Source organism: Methanolobus sp. ZRKC2, assembly GCF_045291185.1.
Taxonomy (GTDB): domain Archaea; phylum Halobacteriota; class Methanosarcinia; order Methanosarcinales; family Methanosarcinaceae; genus Methanolobus.
The window spans coordinates 2,303,013-2,329,163 of sequence record NZ_CP146980.1; the positions used below are offsets into that span (position 1 = coordinate 2,303,013).

26 protein-coding genes are annotated in these 26,151 nt (G+C 41.3%); 20 read left to right on the top strand and 6 right to left on the bottom strand.

All coding sequences use genetic code 11. The features are described from left to right. The first annotated feature begins 179 nt into the window (after positions 1 to 179). The 7 genes from V7O62_RS11055 to V7O62_RS11085 all read left to right on the top strand — a co-directional run bounded on the left by V7O62_RS11055 (position 180) and on the right by V7O62_RS11085 (position 5,348). Positions 180 to 974: a helix-turn-helix transcriptional regulator gene (locus V7O62_RS11055; protein WP_406656382.1), complete on the top strand. Its 795-nt coding sequence runs from the start codon at positions 180 to 182 to the stop codon at positions 972 to 974. 131 nt (positions 975 to 1,105) lie between these two features. Continuing rightward, entirely contained in the window at positions 1,106 to 1,630 is a 525-nt protein-coding gene (locus V7O62_RS11060) for a redoxin family protein (RefSeq protein ID WP_406656383.1), read from the top strand. Between the two features lies 1 nt (position 1,631). Next, positions 1,632 to 2,333, top strand: coding sequence for a cytochrome c biogenesis CcdA family protein (locus V7O62_RS11065; RefSeq protein WP_406656384.1), 702 nt, complete (start codon positions 1,632 to 1,634; stop codon positions 2,331 to 2,333). Further along, positions 2,330 to 3,445 (top strand): DUF3179 domain-containing protein, encoded by a 1,116-nt coding sequence (locus V7O62_RS11070; RefSeq protein WP_406656385.1) that lies wholly within the window; start codon positions 2,330 to 2,332, stop codon positions 3,443 to 3,445. The genes V7O62_RS11065 and V7O62_RS11070 overlap by 4 nt, the downstream gene beginning before the upstream one ends. 269 nt (positions 3,446 to 3,714) lie before the next feature. Continuing rightward, entirely contained in the window at positions 3,715 to 4,029 is a 315-nt protein-coding gene (locus V7O62_RS11075; protein WP_406656386.1) for a hypothetical protein, read from the top strand. 454 nt (positions 4,030 to 4,483) lie between these two features. Continuing rightward, a complete protein-coding gene (locus tag V7O62_RS11080; protein ID WP_406656387.1) occupies positions 4,484 to 4,825 on the top strand; it encodes a DUF3795 domain-containing protein in 342 nt (113 codons plus the stop codon). A 49-nt stretch (positions 4,826 to 4,874) separates the two neighbouring features. Beyond that, positions 4,875 to 5,348, top strand: a complete 474-nt coding sequence (locus tag V7O62_RS11085) for a VOC family protein (protein WP_406656388.1) — start codon at positions 4,875 to 4,877, stop codon at positions 5,346 to 5,348. Positions 5,349 to 5,387: 39 nt separating this feature from the next. Here V7O62_RS11085 and V7O62_RS11090 read toward each other — a convergent pair whose 3' ends face one another. Beyond that, on the bottom strand, positions 5,388 to 6,038 hold the full coding sequence (locus tag V7O62_RS11090) for an undecaprenyl diphosphate synthase family protein (RefSeq protein ID WP_406656389.1): 651 nt from the start codon (positions 6,036 to 6,038) through the stop codon (positions 5,388 to 5,390). Between the two features lie 569 nt (positions 6,039 to 6,607). Here V7O62_RS11090 and V7O62_RS11095 point away from each other — a divergent pair. Both V7O62_RS11095 and V7O62_RS11100 read left to right on the top strand, forming a co-directional pair. Beyond that, on the top strand, positions 6,608 to 7,288 hold the full coding sequence (locus V7O62_RS11095) for a PEF-CTERM sorting domain-containing protein (protein WP_406656390.1): 681 nt from the start codon (positions 6,608 to 6,610) through the stop codon (positions 7,286 to 7,288). Positions 7,289 to 7,362: 74 nt separating this feature from the next. Continuing rightward, entirely contained in the window at positions 7,363 to 7,737 is a 375-nt protein-coding gene (locus V7O62_RS11100) for a hypothetical protein (RefSeq protein ID WP_406656391.1), read from the top strand. A gap of 26 nt (positions 7,738 to 7,763) precedes the next feature. On the opposite strand, the gene V7O62_RS11105 is transcribed toward V7O62_RS11100, so the two are convergent. Continuing rightward, positions 7,764 to 8,276, bottom strand: a complete 513-nt coding sequence (locus tag V7O62_RS11105) for a gamma carbonic anhydrase family protein (protein ID WP_406656392.1) — start codon at positions 8,274 to 8,276, stop codon at positions 7,764 to 7,766. Between the two features lie 79 nt (positions 8,277 to 8,355). After that, positions 8,356 to 9,177, bottom strand: a complete 822-nt coding sequence (locus V7O62_RS11110; RefSeq protein ID WP_406656393.1) for a hypothetical protein — start codon at positions 9,175 to 9,177, stop codon at positions 8,356 to 8,358. Between the two features lie 423 nt (positions 9,178 to 9,600). Here V7O62_RS11110 and V7O62_RS11115 point away from each other — a divergent pair, with 423 nt between their 5' ends. Continuing rightward, the gene (locus tag V7O62_RS11115) at positions 9,601 to 9,741 is read left to right on the top strand and encodes a hypothetical protein (RefSeq protein ID WP_406656394.1); all 141 of its coding nucleotides are present in this window, start codon (positions 9,601 to 9,603) and stop codon (positions 9,739 to 9,741) included. A gap of 611 nt (positions 9,742 to 10,352) precedes the next feature. Here V7O62_RS11115 and V7O62_RS11120 read toward each other — a convergent pair. Next, positions 10,353 to 11,051 carry a dihydrofolate reductase family protein gene (locus V7O62_RS11120; protein ID WP_406656395.1) on the bottom strand — a complete coding sequence of 233 codons (699 nt, stop codon included), beginning with the start codon at positions 11,049 to 11,051 and terminating at the stop codon, positions 10,353 to 10,355. A gap of 614 nt (positions 11,052 to 11,665) precedes the next feature. Further along, positions 11,666 to 14,311 carry a tetratricopeptide repeat protein gene (locus V7O62_RS11125; RefSeq protein WP_406656396.1) on the bottom strand — a complete coding sequence of 882 codons (2,646 nt, stop codon included), beginning with the start codon at positions 14,309 to 14,311 and terminating at the stop codon, positions 11,666 to 11,668. A gap of 749 nt (positions 14,312 to 15,060) precedes the next feature. Here V7O62_RS11125 and V7O62_RS11130 point away from each other — a divergent pair. From V7O62_RS11130 to comE, 10 genes are all read left to right on the top strand, one after another. After that, positions 15,061 to 18,276: a tetratricopeptide repeat protein gene (locus V7O62_RS11130; RefSeq protein ID WP_406656397.1), complete on the top strand. Its 3,216-nt coding sequence runs from the start codon at positions 15,061 to 15,063 to the stop codon at positions 18,274 to 18,276. Positions 18,277 to 18,337: 61 nt separating this feature from the next. Then, positions 18,338 to 18,985 carry an HAD family hydrolase gene (locus V7O62_RS11135; protein ID WP_406656398.1) on the top strand — a complete coding sequence of 216 codons (648 nt, stop codon included), beginning with the start codon at positions 18,338 to 18,340 and terminating at the stop codon, positions 18,983 to 18,985. 41 nt (positions 18,986 to 19,026) lie between these two features. Further along, positions 19,027 to 19,749 carry a tetratricopeptide repeat protein gene (locus V7O62_RS11140; protein WP_406656399.1) on the top strand — a complete coding sequence of 241 codons (723 nt, stop codon included), beginning with the start codon at positions 19,027 to 19,029 and terminating at the stop codon, positions 19,747 to 19,749. A 107-nt stretch (positions 19,750 to 19,856) separates the two neighbouring features. Then, positions 19,857 to 20,210: a hypothetical protein gene (locus V7O62_RS11145; protein ID WP_406656400.1), complete on the top strand. Its 354-nt coding sequence runs from the start codon at positions 19,857 to 19,859 to the stop codon at positions 20,208 to 20,210. A gap of 170 nt (positions 20,211 to 20,380) precedes the next feature. Further along, on the top strand, positions 20,381 to 21,637 hold the full coding sequence (locus V7O62_RS11150; RefSeq protein WP_406656401.1) for a cysteate synthase: 1,257 nt from the start codon (positions 20,381 to 20,383) through the stop codon (positions 21,635 to 21,637). Further along, entirely contained in the window at positions 21,634 to 22,398 is a 765-nt protein-coding gene (locus V7O62_RS11155) for an ATP-binding cassette domain-containing protein (RefSeq protein WP_406656402.1), read from the top strand. The genes V7O62_RS11150 and V7O62_RS11155 overlap by 4 nt, the downstream gene beginning before the upstream one ends. After that, the gene (locus V7O62_RS11160) at positions 22,395 to 23,093 is read left to right on the top strand and encodes a GTP-binding protein (protein WP_406656403.1); all 699 of its coding nucleotides are present in this window, start codon (positions 22,395 to 22,397) and stop codon (positions 23,091 to 23,093) included. Before V7O62_RS11155 ends, V7O62_RS11160 begins: the two co-directional genes overlap by 4 nt. A gap of 1 nt (position 23,094) precedes the next feature. Then, positions 23,095 to 23,730 (top strand): (Fe-S)-binding protein, encoded by a 636-nt coding sequence (locus tag V7O62_RS11165; RefSeq protein WP_406656404.1) that lies wholly within the window; start codon positions 23,095 to 23,097, stop codon positions 23,728 to 23,730. Between the two features lie 6 nt (positions 23,731 to 23,736). Further along, complete coding sequence (gene comD / locus V7O62_RS11170; RefSeq protein ID WP_406656405.1) at positions 23,737 to 24,255, top strand: sulfopyruvate decarboxylase subunit alpha; 519 nt, start codon at positions 23,737 to 23,739, stop codon at positions 24,253 to 24,255. Continuing rightward, on the top strand, positions 24,252 to 24,821 hold the full coding sequence (gene comE, locus V7O62_RS11175; protein WP_406656406.1) for a sulfopyruvate decarboxylase subunit beta: 570 nt from the start codon (positions 24,252 to 24,254) through the stop codon (positions 24,819 to 24,821). Before comD ends, comE begins: the two co-directional genes overlap by 4 nt. Here comE and V7O62_RS11180 read toward each other — a convergent pair. Beyond that, positions 24,784 to 26,067, bottom strand: a complete 1,284-nt coding sequence (locus V7O62_RS11180; protein ID WP_406656407.1) for a methanogenesis marker 16 metalloprotein — start codon at positions 26,065 to 26,067, stop codon at positions 24,784 to 24,786. The two genes, comE and V7O62_RS11180, sit on opposite strands and share 38 nt — an antisense overlap. Between the last annotated feature and the right edge of the window lie 84 nt (positions 26,068 to 26,151).

The window sequence follows — 26,151 nt, forward strand, 5'->3', positions numbered from 1 at the left end:
TTAAATTTCAAAAAGCCTGAAATCGCTTGAGAGTTTTCAGATGTAACAATCAAGGATAGATTCGTTCTATATGGATAAACTCTGTTTGTTTCTGTTTTGCTTTGGCTTGCATTGGAGCAAATATGTGATACATAAGTTCACTATGCAGGATAAGGTGTCTCTTTGGAGATGATCGATAAATGAAGGAATTGCTCTTTGACGTGCTGCTCATGTCAGATACAAGAAAGGATCTGCTTTTATTATTGAAGGATGGTCCGAAAGATGAAGAGACTATTACGGAAAACATGGGTATTGAGAGACGACCATTGGACCTTCAGGCAAAAATATTGGAAGATGAATACCTGATCACCAGAGATGAAGATTCAGGAGGGTCTTACATGTTAACTACCATTGGAAAGTTGCTCGTTGAAGAGATGGAGCCTCTTCTGAAAACCTTTGATGTTCTGGATGCAAATGAAGGTTACTGGGAAAAACACAGGTTGGATTTCCTTCCCCGAAACCTTCTTGAAAGGCTTCAGGAATTGGGACCCTGCACTATAGTAGAACCTCGTTTATCAGAGTACTATGAGTTCGACAAAACATTTCAGGAAAAGTCCCGGGTTTCAAGTTCTTTCTTTATGGTTACAGCCTGTTTTCATCCTATGCTTATATCATTGTTCTCAGAACTGCTGGACCAGAAAGTGGACATATCTGTGATCTTCAGCCACGAATTATTTGAGAAAATGCTATCGGAACAGTACAGCGATTTCAAGTGCCTTGCGGAAAATAAACAGATCCATTTTTATATCTACCAGAAAGACATGCATTTTTTGTCTTTTATGGAAAATGACTATTGTGTTCAATTCATGTTGCTGACAAATGAGAATTATTTCGATAACAAGCAGTCCATGTCATGCAGCCAGAATGCACTTAAATGGGGAAAAGAGTTTTTCGAGCATTACAAGAAGGATTCACTGCAAATTGAGGAAATTTGAAGGTTTAAGTGATCTGTTTGACCCTGTCGTCTTAACTATTTTAAAAACCTGCAAGGTCATGGATATTTCACAAAAATTCTTTGATAAGAATCTTTATGTGAAATGGCTCTCTACATTTAAAGGGGATAGCTATGCATATTTTCTGGAATATTCTTTCTTTTGTTTTTGTGTTATCAGTCTTGTTAGTTGCAGGATGCGTCGAGCAGGATTCGGAAGGAACTGCAGAGGACTGGAGAGATACAGAACTAACTGATGTTGAAACGGGTGAGACTTTCAGGATAAGTGATTTTGAGGGAACTCCGGTTCTGGTTGAAAGCTTTGCCGTCTGGTGTCCAACCTGTCTGGAACAGCAAAAAGAGGTCCAAAAGCTTGAATCCAGTGAAGGTGATGCGATAATACACATATCTCTGGACACAGATCCCAATGAAGATCAGGAGCAAGTAAGGGAGCATTTAAGCAGGAATGGTTTTGAATGGTATTTCGCGATTGCCCCTCCTGAAATGACACGTGATATGATAGATGAGTTTGGTCAGGAAGTTGTGGTGGCTCCAAGTGCTCCTGTGGTACTTGTGTGTGAAAACCAGAGTGCCAGGCTTCTGCCAAGTGGTGTGAAAACTGCAGAGCAGTTGAAAGAAGAGGTGGAAAAAGGGTGTTGAAATGGCAAGTTCTCCCCTGATATTTCTTGCTGATCTTTTCACATCCTTTATACTTGGTTTACTCACTCCTCTTACGGCTGTATGTGTATTACCACTCTATCCTGCCTTTCTTGCATATCTTTCCGGCCAGATGTCCGGAAGAGAAGAAAACAGTAGGCTTCCAATACTCTTCGGACTTCTCATAAGTGCGGGAGTCATAATTTTCATGATTTTACTGGGGCTTGTTTTCACAACGATACTTCAGGTGTCCTTGACAAGGGTTATAGGAATAGTTTCACCGATAGCATTCGGAATACTGTTTATCCTCAGTATACTTCTGATAATCGATGTTGATCTTGGAAAATATATTCCACAAAAAAACATCTCGGATGCCAGCAATCCTTTGATTACGGCTTTTTTATATGGTTTTTTTTTCGGTGCTATAGTTGTTCCCTGCAATCCGGGATTTATTGCTGCTCTTTTTGCAAAGACCCTGACAACGATAGATTTTGCGGGAAATATGCTAAACTTCATAGCCTTTGGGTTGGGGATAAGTTTTCCTTTACTTCTTTTTTCGGTGCTTTCATCTGCAAAGAGTATGAAAATCATAACTTTTCTTGTACTGAATAAAAGGAAGATCAATCTTTTTGCGGGTATAACCATGCTTGTAATTTCAGTCTATTATCTCGTTTTCGTTTTCAGAATACAGGAGAGGATTATATGAAGGTTTCACGGATAGCATTAGGAGTATTTCTTGTTATCTGCATGTTTGTGGTAAGTGGGTATGCACAGGAAAACGGGTCTATTGAAAAGATACCTGAACTTACGGAGATGGAAGAAGAGCAGGGAATAATGGTTACTGAAAGAGGTGTCAAGTACATAGTTAATCCTGAAGATCTCACATCAGGGGGTCCTCCTGTGGATGGGATTCCGTCTATAGACGACCCAAAGTTTGTTACGGTTGAGGAAGCGGATGAATGGATTGAGGATGAGGAGCTGGTGCTCGGTTTCATCCACAATGGCACGAAGAGAGTCTATCCCCTTCAGATTATGGTGTGGCACGAGATCGTCAATGAAGAGATAAATGGAGAACCGATTCTAATTACTTATTGTCCGTTGTGTGGTTCGGGAATTGCATACGAGAGGACAATTGACGGTGAGCCGGTCGAGTTTGGAACGTCCGGAAAGCTGTATAATTCAAATCTTGTGATGTATGACCGGAAGACGAACTCGTACTGGACCCAGATAGGAGGGCAGGCTATTGTAGGTGAGCTTACCGGTATGGAACTGACTCCTCTATCCATAGACACGGTGCCCTGGAGGGAGTGGAAAGCAACACATCCTGATTCAGAGGTATTGAGCCAGGATACTGGTTTTGACAGGCCCTACGGAAGAGACCCTTACGGAAGCTATTACGAGGACAGTTTCGTGCTATTCCCGGTTGAGGAATCAGACAACAGGATACATCCAAAGACCGTTGTTTTCGGTGTAGAGATTAATGATACATTCAAAGCCTACCGCGAGGAAGACCTGATCGAAATGGGTGAAATCGAGGATAATGTCGCAGGAACGGATGTCAAGGTTGAAAGAGATGAAGGCGGGATTGTTACCATAACCAATCTTGATACGGGCGAGGAAATAGTTAAAGAACGTGACTTCTGGTTCGCATGGTACGCTTTCCACCCCGAAACCGAGCTCTATCTTCCCGAGGGCACGGAAATTGAGCCTTTTGAGGAAGAAACCGAGCAGTCAACACCGCTAAGTGCTATGATTGCACTAGTAGCAATTGTAGCTGCATTTTTGGTGATTTTTGGTAAAAGAAGATTCCGGGGTTAAACCCGGAAATTGATTAATGGAAATTAATAGTAGCAGGATTTTTGTGGGTGTGGTCTGATTATCCTGCTGACCAATTATTTCAAATTACAGCAAGCTTTCCAGAATCAGTTATGTTGAAACCGTCGTCATCCTCACATTTTAGATTGAAGCATCACGAACTAATATACTTAAACATATGACAGATATTGAATTGAAAATCTATTTAATTAGATATTTATAATCAAATAATTATTAATAGAATAAACTTATTATGTAAGTTTCGTGATTAAATGGGATTTATAAAAACACTTGGAATTGTATTCATTTTGCTAGCACTGGTAGGTATAATAATGTCTTCTGCCCAGCACTCAGAAGCTGAAAGACAAATCAGGCTCATGGAAGTCTCAAACTCATTTAAGGAAACGCTGGGATCTAGTGGTTATGATGAGAAATTTATCGAAATGATGAAATCTGAAGTAAATAGTGCATATTATATGAGCATTCTTGCATATTTATTGAATGGAGTTCTTGGATATTGTCTTATTCTTATTGACAAAAAATTCGCGATGATTGAAGCTAATAAAAATATCCCAGTGGCCAGATAAAAAATCATTACATTATAAAAGGCGTGTTAAAGAGAACTAAAATTAGTACTCCTTATTGATAATTTTTCGTCATATGAGATTGTCTAAGTAATAAAAATTCGTAATCAATGTCTCAATCCAGTATTTGACGAAGATTGAATTGAGACGGCTTATATTTCCTGTATTTTTTCCACATGAAGTTTAAATGTTAGTCATATACATCCCTGTTTTTAATGACTTCCATCGATGGTGTTGCCTTTTACTTTACTTGTTTTCTAGTAAGCACCCACAGAAATTCAAAATCAGTATCCATTAAAAAAGGATTGAAACAATCATCCAATAACACAACTATGTGGATTAACATATTCAAAATCAAACATCTTAATGCATAAACCAAACAAGTTAATTAAACGACACACAAATAAACTTCTGAGTTATATCATTCTTATAATTTAATAATTTGCTAAGTGATCATATGACTCTAACAGAAATAGGTTGTTGCGGTGCGTATTGCGCTACATGCAAGGAGTGGAAGGAACGAACCTGTAAGGGTTGCAAGATGGGATATGACACTGGTGAGCGGGATCTGAGCAGGGCCAAATGCAAAATAAAAGTATGCTGTATTGGTAAAGGCTTTGTTTCCTGTGCTGATTGTCCTGATATTCAAAAATGCCAGGTAATCAATGATTTCCACAGCAAAAAAAGTTACAAGTATGGCAAATACAAACAGGCCATTGAATTCATTAAACAGAACGGCTATGATGAATTTATGAAGATAGCCGATACGTGGACAAACGCTTATGGCAAGTACAAATGACGGAAACACAGATCGAGCTGGTTACTAAATTGTAAAGGTAGGAATCGGAATGAGATTCGTATGTTCTTTAATAGTTGTGAATGATATTGAAACTTCACGAGATTTCTATGAGAATTTGCTGGGACAGAAAGTGGAATATGATCATGGGGAAAATGTTGTTTTTGAAGGAGGCTTTGCTATCCATTTGAAAGAACATTATAAAAGCCTGCTTGGCCAGGAGCACAGCCGGATATTGAAGAAGTCCAACAATTTCGATCTATACTTTGAAACAGATGATATTGGCGGTATTTTTCACAAGCTCAAAGATACCGGAGTAGATCTGATTCATGATATCAGGGAACAGCCCTGGGGTCAAAGGGTTACCCGCTTCTATGATCCTGACCATCATATTGTAGAGGTCGGAGAAACCATGGAATCTGTTGTTTTACGGTATCATGATTCCGGGATGAGCATAGAAGAAATAAGTGACAGGACTTTCATGCCCGGAAAATTTGTTGAGATGGCAGTCTCAAAAACAGGTTAAAACAGATTAGAATTATTGGCTTTTGTTTTACTAGTAACGTCATCCTCCAAGAGTTATATCCTGTTTTTCATACCATTCAAGAGCTTCATAGAAATGATCGGGTTTGAAATCGGGCCAGTATGCATTAACGACATAAAGGTCTGCATATACGGACTGTACGGGAAGGAACCCGCTCAGCCTTTTTCTTTCACCCCATCGGATAATAAGATCGATCCTGGATATATCCTTTGACCTTAGCTTGTCGATAATTCCTGTTTTTGAGCCCTCATTGTTGTCTATAAGATTTCTCAGGTCCCATTGCCATCCGTAATTAATCAGGAAATTGACTTTGATTCCTCCCTTTCCATATTTTTTCCTTTCAGTGAATGGAAGGAGCTCCTCAGGGAATACCGGTGATTTTGTATCTCCAACCACCAGGATCGCCGAATCCTCCTTAGCTATAAGTTTGACAGCTTCAATGCATGTCTCGGAAAAGGAAATTCTCTGGATAAGACTCCTTTTGGCATTATCCATCGTAAAACCATAGAAAGTAACTTCCTGCACACCGGCGTCCCTGCAAAGCCGGTACATCTCCAATCCGGGGGAAAGGCCGTGTTGGTAACCTTTCTCTTTTGACAATCCTTTACTGACAGCCCATCTGCGGTTACCGTCGGGTATTACTCCCACATGTCTTGGTACTCTTATTTTCAATTCCTCCTTTGGCTGCCCTTCCTGAAGCTGTTTGCATATCTGTGCAATTCCACACAGCCTGATCTATGCCACAAAGTGCATCAAAAAAAAATATCACGGTATTGCAACTTTCTTAGATAGGGTGAGGCGCCATATAAACCACCACGCTTTTGACGCCTCTCTACTTGCGAAGCCAAGATGTCCCCACATCTCCTCAACTCCACTCCCATCTTTCGTTTGTCACTCCCCAAACCCGTAAATAACAATTAGTTATTTTTTTATTTAACCTAACCGTTTTTTACATTTTAATACCATCATAATTTACATAGGAGTAAAAAAAGAGATTCAGAACAATTCTAGGTAACAATGTTACCGACATCAGTTACTTGCTATGGCCTTAATTTTTCTGTATCGAAACAACTGTTTCATGCAAAAAATTCCAAATTCCTTAGAAGTTCTGCTATCATTCCATATTATGCGATAAAGCAGTTTGAACACACAAAATTACATAAAATTATATATGGTAATTGCTACAAAATATATTAAGGACTTTACGATCTTAAACAGAATACCGGGAGTGAGGTAAAAAAATGGAATCAAAATATATCATCTTATTGCTTTTCCTTGCATTTTTGATTGCTATTCTTTTACCTGAATTACCACATGAGTATTCTGAAATTCCCGCTAACCTGACTGAGAATGAAACAGGACCGGTGTCGCTGATGTCAGCACCGGATGATGACAGGGAGGATGATACGGATGAAAGACCCGGTTGGTGGAAACATACCGGCCACAGTCATGTGTCTTATTCTACCTTTTCCGGGCAAGGAAATTCTTCGTCCACCGATATTCCAGCTATTGACATCAGTATACTTCTCAACGGCCAGGATGCCAGTACTTTTCCAGGCCCCGTTTTAATCAAGGGTTCCGAAATCACCGTATCATACGAGATTAGTAATATTGGTGACTTCAGACTCGTTGATGTCCTTGTGATAGATGATGAATTTGGTAATGTGGCGACATATGATTCCCTTGATGTGGGTGAGAGTATAACCTTCAAGCTGGAAGAAATAGTTCGGGAAGGTAACTTCTCAAGTGTTGGAAAGGTAAGTGCACGCCGTGAGAGTAGCCTTAACGTATGTAATGACCAGTCAACTTTCTACTATTTCGGAAAAACAGGGCCAGAGGAAATACCTGAATTTCCTACCTTTTTCGCTCCCATCCTGGTGATACTCGGATTGGCATTTATGTTCCAGAGAAAGGGAATGTGATCTGAATATTTTTTTCATCAGGTCAGTTATTTTCTTCCCATCAGCTCTTTATTGCCGGATTCATATCATAAAGTATGGAAGATGAAAAGCAGAGGATATTTATCAAAATGAAGTCACTCCTCTCATCATATGTACCCCCGCTTGTTGTTGCCGTGGATGAGGACGGGCATTATGAAATCAAAGGCAACAAAGATGTCATTGTAGGTAAAAGGAAGGTCAATGGGATATTTTTCGCATCTGTCATAATAAGAAAACACCATGTAGGGTTCTATTTTTTCCCGATATACACCCATAGGGAAAATTTTTCCCATACCCCGGAACATCTAATGAAGCTTCTCAAAGGTAAGTCATGCTTCCATCTCAAAAAATATGATGATGCCGTATTTGAGGCAATAGATCAAATCCTTGTGAAGGGTTTTGGTATATACAAAGAAGATGACTGGCTATGAGTTCTCTCACTTTTGGATAGAAAAGTTCATCCCTGCATACGTTTGTATTCCTTTGCAAGTTCAACGTATTCTGCAGCGTTCTCAGAGATACTTTTGATATCCTCTTCAGTGGCATCCCTTTTCGCTTTTGCAGGAACGCCCATAATGATGCTGTTATCTGGGAACCGCTTTCCTGAAGGAACCAGTGCATTAGCTCCGACGACAGAATTGCTTCCTATATGTGCTCCACTCAGGATCGTGGAGTTCATTCCTATGATTACATTGTTACCAATCGTGCAGCCGTGGAGTACAGCTCCGTGCCCGACGGTCACATCATCTCCTATATCTGCTTTTTCGGAAGAATCGGTATGTATGACAACGTTGTCCTGAATGCTTGTTCTGTTGCCTATGCGTATGCTACCCATATCTCCACGAACAACTGCATTGAACCATATGCTTGAGAAGTCTCCGACTTCAACATCTCCTATTATATCTGAAGAATCTGCTACGAAAGCGCTTTCTGAAATTGAATATTTTTTGTCCTTGAAATCGATTATCATAGTATCACTTTTAGATAATATCCTTGGTTAATTTTGTTGTATTGTATTTAATTTGCTCCATTACTATTTACTTATTCCATCAGGCAACAATGACTCTGCCTGAAAAGATCCAATAGACCCCGATTCCTGCAAGGATGCAATACATCACATACAACCAGCCGTTAACTCCTCCTATATTCAAAGAAAAAATAATGACAAGTACCATTAACTGCGCTGTCCGTACTCTTGCAGGGTCAAGTGGCTCTCCGGTTCTGTCTCCCATACTTTGCAATTCAGAGGAACCAATCATCACTGGCAAGAACAGTATTGATATTGCTATGAGGATCGGATAATCCGATAATGAAAGAGCCGATAGAGTCATATCTTCTGATATCAGGGTAAGGAGAGAAACAATTACTATGATGATTCCTGCAATAAAACCGTGTCTAATTGGAAGTGGCAGCCTGCTATCGGCTATAAGCCCAAGGCCGGTAAGCATGCCGTATATCCAGGACACTTGAAAAGTGAGCAGAATTCCCAGAAAAAGTATTATGAGAATGTCAGGGATACTTGCCATGCTCCCTGTCGTACGGTTAATTGTACGCAGGATCATTATTATCCATAGCATTGGAAGAATGGAATTTGCTCCAAAGAGCAATATAATTATCAATACAAATATTACAGGTACGAATGCAGAGAAAGCGTGGTCCGGGTCCAGCTCTCTTGAAATTGCCCATGTAAGGAAGATTATAAGGCTAACTTCTATACCAGCGAAAAAGGCAATTGTAATCTTTCCTGTGAAAATGTAGTGGTGAGCAGTTGAAGTAAGGAAAATAATTGCCGTAATCAGAACTATCAGAAGGTTGCCTTTGTCGCTCAGGTCAAGAGGACGGGTAAGGGATGTTATTTTGCGTTTATCCATCAGATAACATTGGTAGATTATTGATTTTAAGGCATTCTCTTCCTCATGTCATAATAATGGGAGATACTCTCGAATCTGACACTATTTTCAGACAATCGCATCAGTTAACTACCTGTTGAAAATTCAGAGATGCTTTTATTTGAAGGAGTCTTATGAATTTCCTCTCGGTTTAGGTTAAATAAAAATATACCACTATAGGCTTACATTGGGAATGGGCTTTCAGTACATATTGACTGAGAGGTTCGTATCTTTCCTGATACACGTGGGGTAAATAATTTGAAACGTCTGCAAAAATGTCCGGAGTGTAACTCCCGGTTGGATGATAATGGTAAAGGTATACAGTTTTGTGAAACATGCGGCTATTGGGTCAGAAAAGGAACCGCAAGGCTGGATTCTTCAATGATGATTGTTTGAGGTGGGAAGATGGGACTATTAAAGATTAAGGATCAAAAAAGCAAAATGTGCTCTCGCTGCAAGGAAATACTCAAGAGACAGATGCTTGGTATGAATGTATTTTACTATTGCAGAGGTTGCGGATACCTTGTATCCGACGATTTTGTCTGACCTGTAAAACATAAGCCAAGCCTTCATTAACAGGCTTTGGCCTTTTTTAAATCTTTTCTATTTTATTCTATGCTGTTTAATCATATTTTTGGTATTTTACTGTTTGATAAATAATTGACAAGTTTCATTTTGATGAGATGATGAATTTTTTTGCTATTTCATTATCAGTCATTTTTTAGTCTTTTATCTGTTTTTGTTTTTTGATATTTTGTGATTATGCTACTATGATCCTACGCGAATCAAATTTTTGTCAACAAGCATGCAAACATTCGAAATTTAGTATGAAGCGCCTAACATCTTGTCAGATATTGTATTGTCAAGACTTTTATAGGATATGGATTATTCACTTCGAAACTGACCTGAACGGTCAGACATCATTAATTGGCAAGGACTGGTTCCTGTCAGATAATTGAAAAAGTGAAAAATATGGAAGTTGAAGATATCATTATTTGTGCAATATTTATTGGTTTAATTGCAAGTTTGATTGTCTGCCAGTCGGCCGGAACGATGCCATTTAGTCCGACTGTCATTAAAACTCTGGCTATAAGTGGTGTTTGTGCATACCTTTTCAATAATAGTCCATTATTCTGAGAATTTAATAATAGCTTGTCTTATCCTTTCCTGTCATTAATCGCATATATTGCATGGATATGTCCATTGTCCATAGTTTCACTTCTGAGTAGTTTCAAATCCTTGTGGGAATCTTCTATCTTTCCGAAAAGGCTCAATGCTTCTTTTCCGACGATAACTGGTGAGATTATCAGACTGACTCTGTCTACGAGCCCTTTATCCAGCAAAATGCCGCATAATGTATTGCCGCTGTCAATGACTACCCTTTTGAAATCATATCTTTTTCTGCATATCTCCAGGGCTTTTTTGTAATCTACTTGTTCTTTACCGCTTACAATGTATTCGTAGTTTCTTTCCTGAAGATAGTCGATATATGAACGGGGTGTTTCTTCAGAAACCAATACTACTATATCCCTGCAGTGCTCTGATCTTCTATACACGTGCAACAAGCCTTCAAGAACTCCTTTGCTGTCGACTATTATCCAGTAGGGATTGCAAAATTGGCTATCCCCGTTTTCCTCAATCGGAGGTTTTGTAAAATCCGAACTTTCTTCTTGAGGTATATTTTCTATGAACATTTCAATTCCTGTTTTAGCCGTAACTGACCCCACAAGTGTCGCATCAGGATTGAATGAACTCAGTATTTGGTAATGCAAATCGAGATCAATGTCAAATTCTTTTATTGTCCCATCAAGGCTTATCGTATTATGCATGATTATTTCCGGTAACATGATAATCATTTTTAAGATAGGATGATGTGATTATTAATGTTAGGCATGCATACTGAAAGTATTGATAACACTTTTACGATGCTTGTTTCTCTATCTTTTTTTAATTTGAAAGCTCAAATCACCTCATCATAATGATGATAATTATATATATTAATATAGATATATTTATATAGTATGTTTTAATACTACAGTCTGCAGGTACAAACCTGATGAAACAGGTTGTCTGCAATGATTAATTGCCATATTGGTACGATATGAACCTTATCCGAAACAAAAACGAAAAAAAGGAATGCGGCAAAGTTCATCCCCTCAATCCCTCTAAAAATGTTAACTTTGCCTCCAATCCTTCTTTGCAAAAATGCAAAGTAAGTGGAGTATGAGCGATTAAAAACGGAGTATGAGCGATGGTGGAGTTACATTCCGGTAATGCCGGGATGTATTGGGTTATTGTCAACCATCGGGTTATTGTCAAACAAAAGAATTACCACAAATTCCTCCGCTAAAAAGGTATCATCCTTTTTAGAATGTGGTAATTCTCTTAAGCTTATGGACTAAATTCCAGATACGTAAACAATAGTTAATTTTTTTCCTTATTTTATGACATGAGTTTACAATTTATTCACTTAACTATGCTCATTGTTCAGCTCTTTTGCTTTTTCATACATCCAAATAGCATCTCTTTCCTTTCCCATATTTTCAAGGATATAACCAAGGTTATTCAAAGTGCAGGCAGCATTTCTTTTGCATGACATGTTATCAGGATCAACGTCTAGTATCCGGACATAAACCTTAAGAGCATTTTCATACAATGGTTTTGCTTCCTCAAAATGTCCCTCTTCAAGAATCAAGTAACCGAGGTTGTTCAGTATATATGCAACATTCTCTTGATATGATATATTGGAAGGTTCATGCTCAAGCAGTTGATAGTAGTCATCGAGGGACGATTGAAACATCTGCTCTGCATCTTCCTTATTGTTCATATCTGTCATCAGGGAGGCCAGCCTGCATTTCAGGCTTCCTGTTTTTAACAGTGCTGAAATTTCAGATGATCCGGGAGTATAAAGCTCTGAATGTGCAGAAAGAGCAAAAATAAAATTGTTCTTTGCCTTTTCGAGAGAATTGTTTTCGTAATGCAGGATCGCAAGTTTCTCAAAGGTTTCAGCTCTTTGTTCGCGTATCTGCATATCTGCAATTCCCATATCATTTAAATTAGTTAATGTTTCCAGTAAGTAATTGTAATTGCTGATCTTTCTGTTGGTATCATCGTTTTCTGGAATTGATCGCCTGAATTTTTCCAGTATCCCAATTACATTAGAAATTTCGTATGAGTTCTGGTTCTGGGTTGAAAGCAGGGTACACAATACATCCAGTCCTTCATTGTTACGTCCAACATCAATCATCAGGCATGCAATTTTCTCAAGAAGCCCTACAAGGTTGCGGCGATACTGTATGTTATCCGGTTCACTGTGAAGCAACTCTTCCCTTATTGGAAGTAGCTTTTCGTACCCTTCGAGCAATGCTTCTCTGCTGTCTGCATGTTTAGGTGCTGTTTCCATTTCAGTAAGAATAGCATCAAGCTTCCTTCCGTTTATTTTATTTGCAGGTTTTACTCTGAAAAGTTTCAGATATGCTTCAAGGGTAGCTTCCTGATTTCCCATCTTCGAATGAAGCTCTCCTATGGACAACATAGCAGATGTCATTCTTGCGGAGTAGTCCTCATTGCCGGGTTCACTGGATGAAAGTTCTTCATATATTGCTGCCGTTTCAGAAAGAACAAAGTCTGCATCATCATAATTCTGCTTTTCTATCATAATTTTGCCGATTTTTTCCAGCACAACCGCAATATCAGCTTTAATGAAATTACTCTCAGGATATATGTCTGCAAGTTCTTCGAGCTTACTCAACACGATCCCGTAAATTCGGAGTCTTTCTTCAATGTACTCTGTTTCATCGGCAAAAAGTCCAAGACCCTCAATAAGTGAACATGTGGCTTGACAGTAAGTGTCATCAGTGTCATTTTGAAGTATTATCAGGGCATTATCAACGGCTTTTTCAAGCTCGGAAACAGCTTCCTCTTTTCTGCCTAACTCTGCCAGGACGCCTCCCCTGATATTCTGTGAAAAGGCAACATTCAGCCTGAAGGGAGAGCTGGAAGGATTAATAGTAAGCAGTTTTTCCGATAAGCGTTCTATAAGCTCGTAGCATGCAAGTTTAGCTTCTGATGCCTCTTCTTTCTCCACAAGCTTATTGAGCTCTCCCAGAACAGCAACCGTCCTTGAGTGGATTTCAGGATTTGAAGGCTCTTTTTCAAGTAACTTTTCAAGAAGGTCCAAAGCCTTGACAAGATTGTTCTTTGCGCTCTCTTTGTATTCTTTTATGGCAAAGCAGGATGCGAGTTTGTGCAGAATAGCTACAATTCTTATGTCGTACTCATTTTCATCTTCTCTTTCACTGGAGAGCTTTTCCAGGATATCAAGTGCCTCTTTATAGCTGTCCTTTGAAATCTCTGTCTTATTTTCCAGTGTCATCCTATCCCCATATGCGACAAGGGCTGTGGCCAACCTTTCCATATAGGATTTTTCGGATGGATCCATGCGGACTATCTTTCTGTAAGTATCAATCAGTTGCCTGTATTTTTCTTCAGTATTGCTCAGTTGTCCTGAATCAGTTTCAAGATCAAGGAGATTTCCAAGTATCGTTGCCATCTTGAACTGGAAATTAATATTCTTCTTTGCTTCCTCCGGGCTATCTTCCATTAAATCGTGAGCTTTTTTGAAACTATTTTGTGCTGCTTCGTATTCTCCTTCTTCAGCAAGTAATGCACCCAGATTGTTCAACGTGGAAGCGGCATTTGACCTGTACGCTACATTGTCTTTGTCTTTTTCAATCAGTTTATCATAATTGTTCACTGAGGCTTCATACCTTGCACGTGCCTCTGATCTATCTCCTTTTTTTTCAAGGACTGAGGCGATGTTGCTACATATAGTTGCAAGTTTTTCGGTGGTTTCATATCCTTTCCCGGAGAGCTCAACGACAATTTCTTCTGCTTCTGTGTACCTTTCAACGGCCTCTTCTTCTCTTCCATCTGACAGCAGAAAGTCAGCGTATGTTTGCAGTACGCCTGCAAGTATCTCTGGGGAACCTGCTTCTCTGGCTTCGTTTTCTGCCTCTTCCAGGGCATGGGTTGCATCTGCGTATAACCCCTTCTCAATAAAAGACACCCCTCTGTTCAGGTGCCTGACTGCCATATCTTTTGATCGTTTGGACATAGGATATTTCTCTGAATCTGGTTTCTAGTTAAGCTTCTAATTATTACAGATCAAAACACATTTCACATGGTCTTTATATTTTCTGGCTTCTCCCCTATATCGGGCTTTTTTGTCCAGGTATGATCTGAAAACATATTCTTTAACGACGGCCTGGTAATTACTTTATTCTTTATTATTCTACCTTCGATTTGCTGCTACTGTAGCAAGAGTGTTATCGGAGATGTATCATGCTCCTGCATTCTTAATGGCACCCATAGAAAGTTTCTTCCGTCCCGGGATCATGAGTTCTCTCACAATACAAATCGTCAGGTCTTAATTTCAGTTTCTTTCCACTTAAGATGCAACCTGCATACTTTCTCCTGGTAGAGCAGACAAGTACATTTTCGCTTTTCGGGTATTTGGTAAGTTTTCCAGTAAGTTTTTTCCGGTGTCCATTCTGTTTCTGAATGATACCATTAGCCGTAACTTTTCTCCCCGGAATTTATTATCTGAGTAGCTATTCTACACACTTGCTTTGGAGAGAAAAATGGCATATATTAGTTTACTGTATAATATATCGAATCAAAAAAGTTTTATTCTTGGGGGACAGTAATAGTTCTGGATAAAACATCCGAGGTTGTTGTCATTTGGGGTTGGTTTGTATTTCCTGTTTCGGATTACAAATAAGTAACTATTATTCGTTGTGCGTATATAGTTTGATACCTATCCCCGAGTAACCACTTCACACCACCAAAAACACGATGATGCACATGAAAGCAAAAAGGTATGCTCTAAATTTAGTGTTATTAATTATTGCAACATCGCTCTTTTGTCCTCCTGCTACCAGTCTGGGACAGGATGCAGACTACTTCAATTCAAAGGGCGTTGCTTTAACGAAAAACGGAACTTACGCGGAAGCTCTGGCTTATTATGAACAGGCTCTGGAAACAGATCCTACTTATTATGAAGCAATGGACAATAAGGTTTCCACACTGTTTTTGATGGGAAGATATGAGGATGCTGCAAAGGTCAACGATGAACTTTTGGAAAGATATCCTTCATCCCCTGCGGCATTTTTCAAAAAAGGACTTATACTCTCTGCAACTGGAGATTATGAAAATGCACTAATTTCCTACGACATGTCCTTGGAGTCCCTGGAGGATGGAAACAACCCGGATTATGAAACCGGATTTGATGTGGGCAATCTAATGCTCTCTGAAGGGAATACTGCCGAAACATTAGATGCATCTGCATTTGATTCGAGATCTGCTGCTATCTGGTATCACAAGGCTGCAGCTCTTAAGGCTCTTGGAAGATTTAATGAATCACTTTCGTCCTACGATAAAGTCATTGGAATGAGTTCCGACCATGCAGATAAGCTGCATGAACACGCATTCCGGATGTATGAGAACGAAAGGTACGACAAATCACTTGAGATATATGAAATAGTTCTTGGAATGGAACCCGACAATGCAATGCTCTGGTATGAAAAAGGTCTTGCCCACGATGCAATGGATGACTTTGATAATGCAAGCTACTGTTATGGCAAAGTGACAGAGCTTGATCCTTCCAACAAAGATGCTTTCAGAAATATGGCGCAGGTTCAGGAGAAACTCAACAATTCCGAACTGGCCATACGGTATTACGACCAATTACTTTCTATAGACCCATATGATACGGAAGCTTGGTACGGAATGGCCCTCAACCTGGAGGAAACGGAAAATTATCAGTATGCTTTGAAGGCGTACGACCAGATTCTTGCATATGAATCCCAGAACAAGGAAGTCTGGTCCAGGAAAGGGACACTACTGGACAAACTGGGAAGATATGACGAAGCTATCGAAGCTTATGACAGGGCATTACAACTTGAAGAAGATAGCAATGGTCCGGATTCCGATACCGTATCTACAAGCGCTGTTTTTGCTTCAAGTGTCAACTCCATGGCAGCATATAATGAGATTCCCCAATTCTCTTACGAATCATCTTCACTCTGGTACAACAAAGGTCTTGCTTTTGATCGCTTGGCCAGGTATGAGGAATCAGTCGATGCTTATGACAGAGCACTGGACAAAGAACCCGGCTTTGCCATCGTTTGGTACAAGAAAGCTGTTGCTCTGGATAAGTTGGAACAGTACGATAATGCCGTGGTTGCATATGGACAGGCCCTGAAAGCGGACTCTTCCTGTGCACGTGCCTGGTATGATCAGGGTCAGGCCTATGACAGACTTGGCGAACACAATGATGCTGTCCGATCTTACTCAAAGGCCTTGAAAGTTGAACCTAACTTCACGGCAGCCTGGTATGCCAAAGCAGTTGATCTTGATAAAGCAGGAAAATATGAAGAATCCATCACATGTTATGACAGGGTGATCGAACTTCAGCCGAATTCAGGCGAAGCATGGTTCAGAAAAGCTACTGCTCTGGATAACCTTGAAAGATACGATGAAGCTATCGTGTGTTATGAAAAAGTTCTTGAGTTGCAGCCTGGCCATTCTACAGCAAAGTTCCAGTTGAATGCTGACCTTGAAATAATAAATGATGGAGCTCTTTCTGAAGAAATACTTGAGAAAAATACAGGTATTATAGGAACAACCAAAAGTAATGTGCTTTTCCCCAATGCATTGTTCATCTGGAACGATGAAATGCCTCTGGCAACATCCGGTAGTGGTAAGCGAAACGTGGGCAGTAGCGATACACTTGGCGGGACGGTGACCTTTGATGCTGTCTGGGTTGCCAAGGGTAACTTACTGAATGAAATGTCCAGTCCGGAAGATGCGGTTCTTTGCTATGAAAAAGCGATATTGCTTAATAGTGGTTCCAGTACTGCATGGGCCGGAAAAGGTTCTTCACTTGATATGCAGGGCATGTATGTCGAAGCAGTCGAGTCTTACGAAAAGGCGATATCACTAGATCCTGGTAATACGGAAATATGGTATATGAAGGGCATGTCACACTACAATCAAGGGGATGATATGCCTGCAATTGAAGCCTTTGAAAAAGTGCTTGAGAAAGACCCTTCCAATAAAAAGGTCCTCTATTCTAAGGCGTATGCAAGTGACAGGCATGGACTGTATGATGATTCTTTCGAATCATATGATGAGATATTGAAAACAGACCCTCAGAATACCGATGTCTGGTACAGGAGAGGATTTGCAGCCTATCATGTGGCCAGATATGAAGATTCACTGGAGTCATTCGAACATGTCCTGAAATATGATCCGGTAAATACAACCGTGCTTATGTTCCAGGGACAGGCGTCCGATGAGCTGGGCGATTACGATGCAGCAATTGGTTATTATGATCGTATAGTTGAACAGAAGCCACAAGATACTGCTGTCCTGTTCAAGCTAGGTCTTGCACACGAAAACAAAGGTGATTACGAAAAGGCCATTGAGACTTACGATCGGATCACAACTCTTGAATCCGGTAACGTTGAAGCCTGGAATAAGAAAGGGTTTGCATATTATCTAAAGGGTGACATGGCGACTGCATCCAGCATGTTTGACAAGTCCATTTCCCTTGATCCACGCAATGCACCAGCCTATTATTACAAGGGTACGCTTGCGTATATGCTCAGTAGTCCTTCCGGAGCTATCTACAATTTTGATAAGGCTCTGGAGCTGGATCCTGACTGTATCACTGCCCTGTACAATAAAGGTTTCATCCTGAACGTAAAGGGAGATGTGGGAGGTGCTATTGAGAGCTATGACAGGGCACTGGCACTGGATCCGAATTGTGCTTCGGTACTCTATAATAAAGAGTTCGCTCTTTATCGATTGGGTAAATCTACAAGTGCAGAGACGGTACACAATAAATTGCAGTCAGTTGACCCTGGGTTTGCAGAATCTCTGCAGGATCGAGGTACGGCATTCTTCCTCCCGAACACTTATAACGAGACACTTGATTACAAGCTTCCTGAGAGATGGTATGAAGGTGAGCAGGAAGAAGTGATTCCGGTAAATGAAACGTACACTGCACAGGGCTAAATTCAAAATATGAGGCTATGAAATCGCAATCTTTATTGTGCATAGCCTTCATTTCTCTTTTATGCTAAGCTCACTGATTTTTGATATGGATGGCGTACTGCTGGACTCCATGCCATCTCATGCAGATGCCTGGGTTCAGGTATGCGATGAATGGGGTATACACATTACCCGGGACGACGTCTATGAAATCGAAGGTGCGAATCACTTTCAGGGACTTCAGTGGCTTTTCAACAGGGTCGACAGGGAAATCAAAGCTGAACATTATGATATGATACTGAAGAGAAAAGTAGAGATATTTTCAGGCCTGGGAGATGTGAAACCATTTGATGGCATGGATGATTGTCTCAAGGAATTGAAGGGATCTTTCAGGCTCGCCCTTGTCACAGGTTCTGAAAGGGTCACAGTGAATCGTTTGCTTAATGAGTTCTTCCCGAACATATTCGAAGTTGTTGTCTGTGGCGATGATATACTTAAGGGAAAACCTTCTCCTGAACCTTATATCAAAGCTGTGGATATGCTGGGTATAGAAAAAGATGAATGCATGGTTATCGAAAATGCTCCAATGGGTGTGGAGTCTGCAAAAAGAGCCGGACTCTACTGCATAGGAGTACCCACTTATGTCTCTGCAGAGAAGCTATCGGATGCAGATGTTGTTTTACAGGATCATTTGTCTCTTCCCGGCTATCTGTTAGAAATGATTTCCTGTTGATTTTCGTAAGATATTAAAGCTGAGTCCTCCAATACTTATGTATGACCAATAAAACCGATTCAAAGGAAGACCTTCTGGCTGAACTGGGAAAACTGAAAGAAAGTTTCAGTAAAACTCCAAGCATGGACAATCTCTACCAGATAGCTCTTGTCTATCATGCATTAGGCCAGACAGAGCGTGGCATTGGCTTTTCTGAAGCTTTCCTTATGCAGATCGAAAATGAAAAGGAACGTCTAATCCAGACGGCAATGGTCCTCAGCATGCTTGAAAGAGATGAAGAGGCTATAGAAGTTTTGAAAGGAGCTGAAGGCAAATTCAATGATGATGTTCAACTGAAAAGTTATGAGGGTATGTTGCTTAATAAGCAGAAAAGCTTCGAGGAAGCTTACAGTGTATTTGATGAGTTGCTGGAAAAAAATCCTGAAGATCTGGAATCAATTTCAGGAAAAGTCATTGCCTTATTAGGAGTTAAAAAGTACGACCTGGCAATGAAAGCATACCAGGCATCCATAGGAATAACTCCCAAAGAAGCTCCAAAGTGGCATTTTAAGGGTATGCTTGATGGCCTGATGCAGGAGTATGTTTCTAACATGCAGTCTGATGAGTCCGGAGAAGTCCAGAAAAAGAAAATGTCAGAAAGTTTCAAATTAATTGACACCCTCATCGATAACTTCGGTCCTGATGTCAGGAATTTTTACCGGATGGGTCAACTTGCCGGAAGGGAAGCTTACGGGTTAATGCTGGATGAGAATACTGAACAATGAAGTAATTTAGGCAGTGTCTGTGTTTATCATACTGTCTCTATATTTATATATTTTTTATTAGGATCATTTTTAAAGCCCGAAATTTCATCTCTGGGACAGGTGATTATATGTCTTCATGCATTTCTTCAGTTCCTTTATCTCCGGAAAATTGTTTGCTTCTTCCAGAGCAAAATGCTTCAAAGGCACTTGATGGTTTATCGTTGGATGTTTATTTGATGGAAATGAGAATAAAAAAACTTGAGAAATTTGTGAAAGGAGTTTACGGTTTGTACTTCGCAGGTGAAGCTTTCAGTCTCCTTTATCCTTTTCAGGTTCTCGAAGAACTGAAAATAAAGCATCTTTATGAGAACTATGTGATTCAGGAAATTGAGGTAGTCTGCAAAAAACTGGAAAAAAAAGGTGTTCTTGAAAAGATCTCTTCGGATTTCGGATCTACTTACAGTTACAAAGATGCCGAATGAAGTTAATATGGACAAATCTGTAATTTATATGCTTAAATCTTATACTTTTTACTGATTTACAGTGTTAACTTTCCGCAATGTGTGAATGTGGCATGATGTATATTACAAAAAGGCAAATTGAATTGTCATTGGGGAAAGTTTTATAACACTTTTTCGTCCAAACTTGTGCAATGGAGAAATATGTTGTCAGGTGTTTAGACTGTGGGGAAATACATGATCCCCATTCGCTGAACTGTAAGAATGGTGATGATGCGCTTCTGCGCACCAATTATTCGAGAAAACAGTTACATCCTTCCGAACTTCCCGGTATCTGGCGATATTACGACTGGTTGCCGGTTAATGGTGTAATTGAGGAAGGCTCGGGAAGGACTATTACTTACAAGAGTGAGGGGTTTGCAAGTGAATATGGACTTGAAGACCTTTGGATAGCCTTCAATGGTTACTGGCCTGAGAAAGATGCCGGGATGATGACCTGTACGTTCAAGGACCTGGAGTCATTTCCTACCATGCAGCGCCTGAAGGAGCTGAATGAAGAAAGGATCATGGTTGTAGCTTCGGCGGGCAACACAGCGAGGGCTTTTTCCCATGTGTGCACAATCACCGGACAGCCATTACTTCTGGTTGTTCCTAAGGAAAGTGCTCACAGGTTATGGACTACTCATAATGATAATCCATCAGTTTGCCTTGTTACTGTAGAGGGTGATTATTTCGATGCAATTTCTCTTGCAGGCAAGATTGCTTCCCGAGAAGGTTTTGTGAATGAAGGCGGTGCAAAGAACGTCGCCAGACGTGATGGTATGGCAACTGTTATGCTCGATGCAGTCCTTACGATGAATTCACTTCCGGATCACTATTTCCAGGCTGTGGGAAGCGGTACTGGTGGAATATCAGCCTGGGAAGCATCCATGAGACTTGTGGATGATGGCAGGTTCGGTTCAAAACTTCCTGTATTGCATCTGGGGCAGAATCTTCCCTGTGCTCCCCTTTACTCAATCCGGTCCGGGAATGATGCGGTTGCTGAATCCTGTCCCGAAAATATGTATGATGATGTACTTTTCAACAGGAAGCCCCCATATGTCATTAAAGGGGGCGTAAAGGATGCTCTTGATGCTACCGGCGGTGAGATGTACGGGGTAAGCAACGATGAGGCATCAAATTCACAGTCATTATTTGAAAAAACAGAAGGAATAGACATAAATCCCGCCGCAGCAGTTGCAGTTGCATCACTTGTGCAGGCAATTGAAAAGGGTAATGTATGTACTGAGGACAAAATAGTCCTGAATATTACCGGTGGCGGACAGAAGAGATTAATGCAGGATCATCCTGTAAGACCTATTGACCCTTCTGCAGGTGTTTCGGCAAGAGACCCGAATGCGGAAGACGAGATCTTGAATATAGTGGAACAATTTTTTGGTGTGAGATTATGAACGATGAACTGACTCTTACAATTCTTGGAGGCGTAGACAAAGACGGTGTTCCGGAGCCTGTTAGCTCTCTGGAGATGTGCAAAGGCGAGATCATAGGTATTGTAGGTCCAACCGGTTCGGGCAAGAGTACCCTGATAGATGATATAGAACAGCTCGCACAGGGTGATACTCCCACGGCCAGAACTATCTTGATAAACGGGAATCGTCCTGATGCACTTACCCGTGTGGATCCTCGCAGAAAACTTGTGGCACAATTATCACAGAAAATGCATTTCCTGGCTGATATGACGGTGAGGGATTTCCTGCAGATGCATGCACGCAGCAGGGGGAAAGGACCTGAGCTGGTTGACAGGGTCATAGAGCTTGCAAATACCCTGACTGGTGAACCCATATCTGCAGACCATTATCTGACAGTTCTAAGTGGTGGGCAGTCAAGATCCCTTATGACTGCGGACATTGCAGTAATTAGCGATTCTCCTGTAGTGCTCATAGACGAGATCGAAAATGCGGGCATTAAGAAACAGGAAGCTCTACAGCTGCTTTCAGGTGAGGGAAAGATCGTTGTAGTAGTTACTCATGATCCAGTGCTGGCACTAATGGCATCCCGCAGGATCGTCATTCGTAATGGAGGAATGGTCGATATCATTACCACAAGCATGGGTGAACAGGACGTCTGTGGCAGGATCGCCGAGGTGGACAACTGGCTCATGTCCCTGAGGGAGACCATTCGCAAGGGGGAGGTTGTGGAGGAACTTGCATGAAACTAGTAGTGCTTGCGGGTACTCCTGGTTCCGGTAAAACATCAGTGTTACTCCATACCATTAAAGCCCTTATGAAAAGTGGAAAAAATCCCGCTGTTGTTAAGGTAGACTGTCTTTGGACCGACGACGACCAGCGTTTCAGCAAACTGGAAATTCCTGTTCATGTAGGGCTTGCAAAGGACATGTGTCCCGACCATTTTACTATCTATAATACCGAGACAATGCTTGGCTGGGCTGAAGAAGAGGGAGCTGATATCGTTCTCAATGAGACTGCAGGTCTGTGCCTGCGCTGTGCTCCATACCCCGATGAATGCCTGGCAATATGTGTTATAGATGTTACAACAGGACCGAACACTCCTTTGAAGGTAGGTCCGCTGCTTACTACTGCAGATATAGTTGTTACAACAAAGGGAGATCTTGTCTCACAGGCGGAACGCGAGGTTTTCAGGGAGAGGATACTCGATGTGAATCCGGATTGCATCATAGTTGAGGCAAACGGGCTTACCGGAAAAGGAGCTTTCGAACTTGCCGAACTGGTTGCAGAAGGACCCGATGTTCATGATAACATGATTCTGCGCTATAACCCTCCCCTTGCAATCTGCTCTCTCTGTACAGGAGAGACAAGGGTTGCACGTAAGCATCATATGGGTGTGCTGCGGCAGATAGATGGTTTCATGGAGTATAAGGGTGAGTGAAATGGATGAAATCCTGTCCCTCCTGCCTGGATACAACTGTGGAAGTTGTGGTTTCAGGCAATGTAGGGATTTTGCTGCGGGGTTGAAGAATGAAGAAGATCTTCAACGCTGTCCTTTCCTTGAGCGGGAGATGTTCAGGGATAACTTTGAAAAATTATCTATATTAGTAGGAGGTTCCCCTTCTCCTGAAGATGAGAAGGTAGTGGGCATAATAGATGGTCTTGAAGCGGATTTTATGCTTGCTCCTCTTAAAGATGAATGTTCATGCAGGGAGTTCATTCATCCCTTTGATGGTTCAATTGAGATAAATGTCGGTGATTACCTGCGCTACAGGCCACTGGCCTGTCCAGTAACGCATTTTGCAAAGGTAATAGACATCGATCCTGGCATATATACCATTCATCTGGTAGGTCCTCTCCACAGGCTTGGACAGGAGGATTTTGAATTCAAGGATGTAGGCCTCTGTATGATACTTGCCTTCGAAGGCAAGATTTCAAAGGGTAAACTGCCAAAAGTGGGCCAGACTGTGAAATTCGTACCTGAATACTGTATGATGCAGAAAGTCCATTCGGGTATGGTCGTAGGTGTTGAGGGCAAAGACGTAAGGATTGAGGGTATCGATCTGAAGGTCTGGTGAGTAACCATGCCTGCAGAAAGTGAACTTACTCCGACCGGAACTGTGTATCAGGGAATAAAGGATGCAGGAATTGATTTTATTGTAAGTGTTCCCTGTGTCAATTTAAAGGAGCTGATACCAATGGTTGATGCTGATCCCGATATAATCCATGTACCTGTGACCCGTGAGGAAGAAGGCGTGGGTGTGTGTGCAGGAGCTTTTATGGGAGGCAAAAGGCCTGCAATGCTGATGCAGAATTCCGGTCTTGGTAATTCTATCAATGCGCTTGCATCGCTGAATCAGTTGTATGGTATCCCATTGCTTATGATTATTAGTCACCGGGGGGTAGAAGGTGAGCCTATTGTAGCTCAGGTTCCTATGGGTCAGCTGACCGCTCCGCTTCTGGAAACGCTTGATATCCCGTATTTTCTGCCGGATTCCAAATGTGAGGCAACAGACATGATTATTCAAGCAATGGATTCGGCTTTTGAGAAAAAGATGCCTACTGCAATTCTCCTGCCCATATCTTTCTGGAGGCAGGCATGAAGCGAATGGATGCTATCTCCGAAATCGCTGAAAAAGCTATAGACAGCAATGCTCTTTTGGTTGGAAATATTGGTATCCCATGCAAGGAACTACATCAGGCATGTGATATGGTGAACAATTTCTATATGCTGGGCTCCATGGGGCTTGCATCTTCAATAGGTCTGGGACTTGCATTATCTCTTCCGGAAAGGAAAATAATTGCCATTGACGGGGACGGTTCTGTACTCATGAATATGGGTAGTCTTGCAACTATAGCATGGCAGGCTCCTGAGAATTACCTTCTGGTTATCGTGGATAACGGTGCTTATGGTTCCACTGGCAACCAGCCTACCGCCACCTCGAAGCAAACCAATCTGGCAGAGGTGGCAAAAGGAGCCGGGAACATGAAAGTCTATGAGACCGACTCAAAAGAAGATTTGAGGAGTATCCTGAAGGAAAATGACAACGGCATCGTTGTTGTAAGGGTGTTGTCCGGAAATGCGGATGTCCCAAACATCAAGATGTCCCCTGAAGATATCCTTAAAAGATTCATGGATGAATCTTCTCGACCATCCAGCTCAGTTTGAATGAGCCATCAAGAATCATCCTTTTGAGCTTTTCCTCAAGTTCCAGTGCTCTCTTGCGGTCAGATTGTCGCAGGACTATGGGAACTTCATTTAACTTGCTGTCAGTTTTAAATTTGATACTTCCAAGTTCAGCCCTGAAAACATCTTCCGGACAGATCGTACTGCATAATCCGCAATTGAAACACAGGTGCCTGTCCAGTACCAGCTTTTCATTTTTGAAATATATGGCATCCATGGGGCAGCTCTCAGCAGCCTTGCATACGTCGCATTTGATGCAGGAGGAAGGTTTGAAATCAACCGAAAGATCAACATTCTTCCACCCGTCTGCATAGGTGGTACTGCTTATTGTCACCCGTCTGTCTACATCCATTACAGACATGGGTGTCTGCTCATCAGTTTTTGTGATGGCATCCAGAACATTATCATTCACCACGGGTATCGGTACTGCCCACGATGCTATACACTCAGGACCTGCTGAGGTGGCAAATCCTCCCATTAGCTGCGGGTCCATTGTATGCATGTCTGCAAAACCTGTCATGTTAGGCTTTTCGGGACTGCTCCGGGTTCCTTCTCCCGTCACAAAACCTTCCGCACCGTTCATAAGTACCCTGGTTCCAACGCCTATGGTCTGTAGATACGGGTCATTCTTTAATGGGTTGATTTGTCCGCATCCAGAGAATGTTGCCGTCTTCATATCAGGCTCGAACTCAGTTACATGAAATATCGTACTTACCGGTTTGCTGGAACAGTTAACGAATGCAGCATAGTTTTTGAATGTATGTCTGGTGGCATAGATTTTTGCATATGGCATCTCGTCCAGTGTAGTCGATGTCTGGAAAGTATCTTCCTCTTCCGTAATCACTGAAACATTGATGGTTTTTCTTTCCACCAAGTCCCGGAACAAGTGTCCTCCTCCATAATCGCTTTCAAGGTACGAGTGTGCCGTTCCGAATACCATGAGATCAAGCATGCCCAGGCTCTCGTTGGGACATGGCCCTACGTGGGCAGGAACACCGTTCAGGAATACCTTTGAGGCCCTTTTGAAACTAAAAGGAGCATTCACCGGAAAAGAAAGTAATGCATAGGTTCCACTCATAATGGCTCTGGTTGCGGTGGTGACTACATCAACATCTTTTGCAGTGACCTCTTCGCCCTTTTCTATGAGTTCACAAAGCTCCTGAGAGCTCATTACAATAGCTGTTTTTTCATTGATTTTCTTTTGGATATCCTCGATTGAACGTTCCATGGAATTCCCCTCTCTATAACTATATCTCCGAATACTATAAGTAAAAACGGTTTAAACAGGCCTGTTATATTTTAAATAAAAGTA

What these genes read in the sequence shown, in the direction of transcription:
- V7O62_RS11145 (WP_406656400.1), top strand. Translation starts at nt 19,857, where the DNA reads ATGTCTTCATGCATTTCTTCAGTTCCTTTATCTCCGGAAAATTGTTTG.
- comD (WP_406656405.1), top strand. Translation starts at nt 23,737, where the DNA reads ATGCCTGCAGAAAGTGAACTTACTCCGACCGGAACTGTGTATCAGGGA.
- V7O62_RS11130 (WP_406656397.1), top strand. Translation starts at nt 15,061, where the DNA reads ATGAAAGCAAAAAGGTATGCTCTAAATTTAGTGTTATTAATTATTGCA.
- V7O62_RS11105 (WP_406656392.1), bottom strand. Translation starts at nt 8,276, where the DNA reads ATGATAATCGATTTCAAGGACAAAAAATATTCAATTTCAGAAAGCGCT.
- V7O62_RS11135 (WP_406656398.1), top strand. Translation starts at nt 18,338, where the DNA reads ATGCTAAGCTCACTGATTTTTGATATGGATGGCGTACTGCTGGACTCC.
- V7O62_RS11095 (WP_406656390.1), top strand. Translation starts at nt 6,608, where the DNA reads ATGGAATCAAAATATATCATCTTATTGCTTTTCCTTGCATTTTTGATT.
- V7O62_RS11100 (WP_406656391.1), top strand. Translation starts at nt 7,363, where the DNA reads ATGGAAGATGAAAAGCAGAGGATATTTATCAAAATGAAGTCACTCCTC.
- V7O62_RS11160 (WP_406656403.1), top strand. Translation starts at nt 22,395, where the DNA reads ATGAAACTAGTAGTGCTTGCGGGTACTCCTGGTTCCGGTAAAACATCA.
- V7O62_RS11180 (WP_406656407.1), bottom strand. Translation starts at nt 26,067, where the DNA reads ATGGAACGTTCAATCGAGGATATCCAAAAGAAAATCAATGAAAAAACA.
- V7O62_RS11060 (WP_406656383.1), top strand. Translation starts at nt 1,106, where the DNA reads ATGCATATTTTCTGGAATATTCTTTCTTTTGTTTTTGTGTTATCAGTC.
- V7O62_RS11070 (WP_406656385.1), top strand. Translation starts at nt 2,330, where the DNA reads ATGAAGGTTTCACGGATAGCATTAGGAGTATTTCTTGTTATCTGCATG.
- V7O62_RS11150 (WP_406656401.1), top strand. Translation starts at nt 20,381, where the DNA reads ATGGAGAAATATGTTGTCAGGTGTTTAGACTGTGGGGAAATACATGAT.
- V7O62_RS11120 (WP_406656395.1), bottom strand. Translation starts at nt 11,051, where the DNA reads ATGATTATCATGTTACCGGAAATAATCATGCATAATACGATAAGCCTT.
- V7O62_RS11115 (WP_406656394.1), top strand. Translation starts at nt 9,601, where the DNA reads ATGGGACTATTAAAGATTAAGGATCAAAAAAGCAAAATGTGCTCTCGC.
- V7O62_RS11085 (WP_406656388.1), top strand. Translation starts at nt 4,875, where the DNA reads ATGAGATTCGTATGTTCTTTAATAGTTGTGAATGATATTGAAACTTCA.
- V7O62_RS11065 (WP_406656384.1), top strand. Translation starts at nt 1,632, where the DNA reads ATGGCAAGTTCTCCCCTGATATTTCTTGCTGATCTTTTCACATCCTTT.
- V7O62_RS11080 (WP_406656387.1), top strand. Translation starts at nt 4,484, where the DNA reads ATGACTCTAACAGAAATAGGTTGTTGCGGTGCGTATTGCGCTACATGC.
- V7O62_RS11155 (WP_406656402.1), top strand. Translation starts at nt 21,634, where the DNA reads ATGAACGATGAACTGACTCTTACAATTCTTGGAGGCGTAGACAAAGAC.
- V7O62_RS11075 (WP_406656386.1), top strand. Translation starts at nt 3,715, where the DNA reads ATGGGATTTATAAAAACACTTGGAATTGTATTCATTTTGCTAGCACTG.
- V7O62_RS11165 (WP_406656404.1), top strand. Translation starts at nt 23,095, where the DNA reads ATGGATGAAATCCTGTCCCTCCTGCCTGGATACAACTGTGGAAGTTGT.
- comE (WP_406656406.1), top strand. Translation starts at nt 24,252, where the DNA reads ATGAAGCGAATGGATGCTATCTCCGAAATCGCTGAAAAAGCTATAGAC.
- V7O62_RS11110 (WP_406656393.1), bottom strand. Translation starts at nt 9,177, where the DNA reads ATGGATAAACGCAAAATAACATCCCTTACCCGTCCTCTTGACCTGAGC.
- V7O62_RS11125 (WP_406656396.1), bottom strand. Translation starts at nt 14,311, where the DNA reads ATGTCCAAACGATCAAAAGATATGGCAGTCAGGCACCTGAACAGAGGG.
- V7O62_RS11055 (WP_406656382.1), top strand. Translation starts at nt 180, where the DNA reads ATGAAGGAATTGCTCTTTGACGTGCTGCTCATGTCAGATACAAGAAAG.
- V7O62_RS11140 (WP_406656399.1), top strand. Translation starts at nt 19,027, where the DNA reads ATGACCAATAAAACCGATTCAAAGGAAGACCTTCTGGCTGAACTGGGA.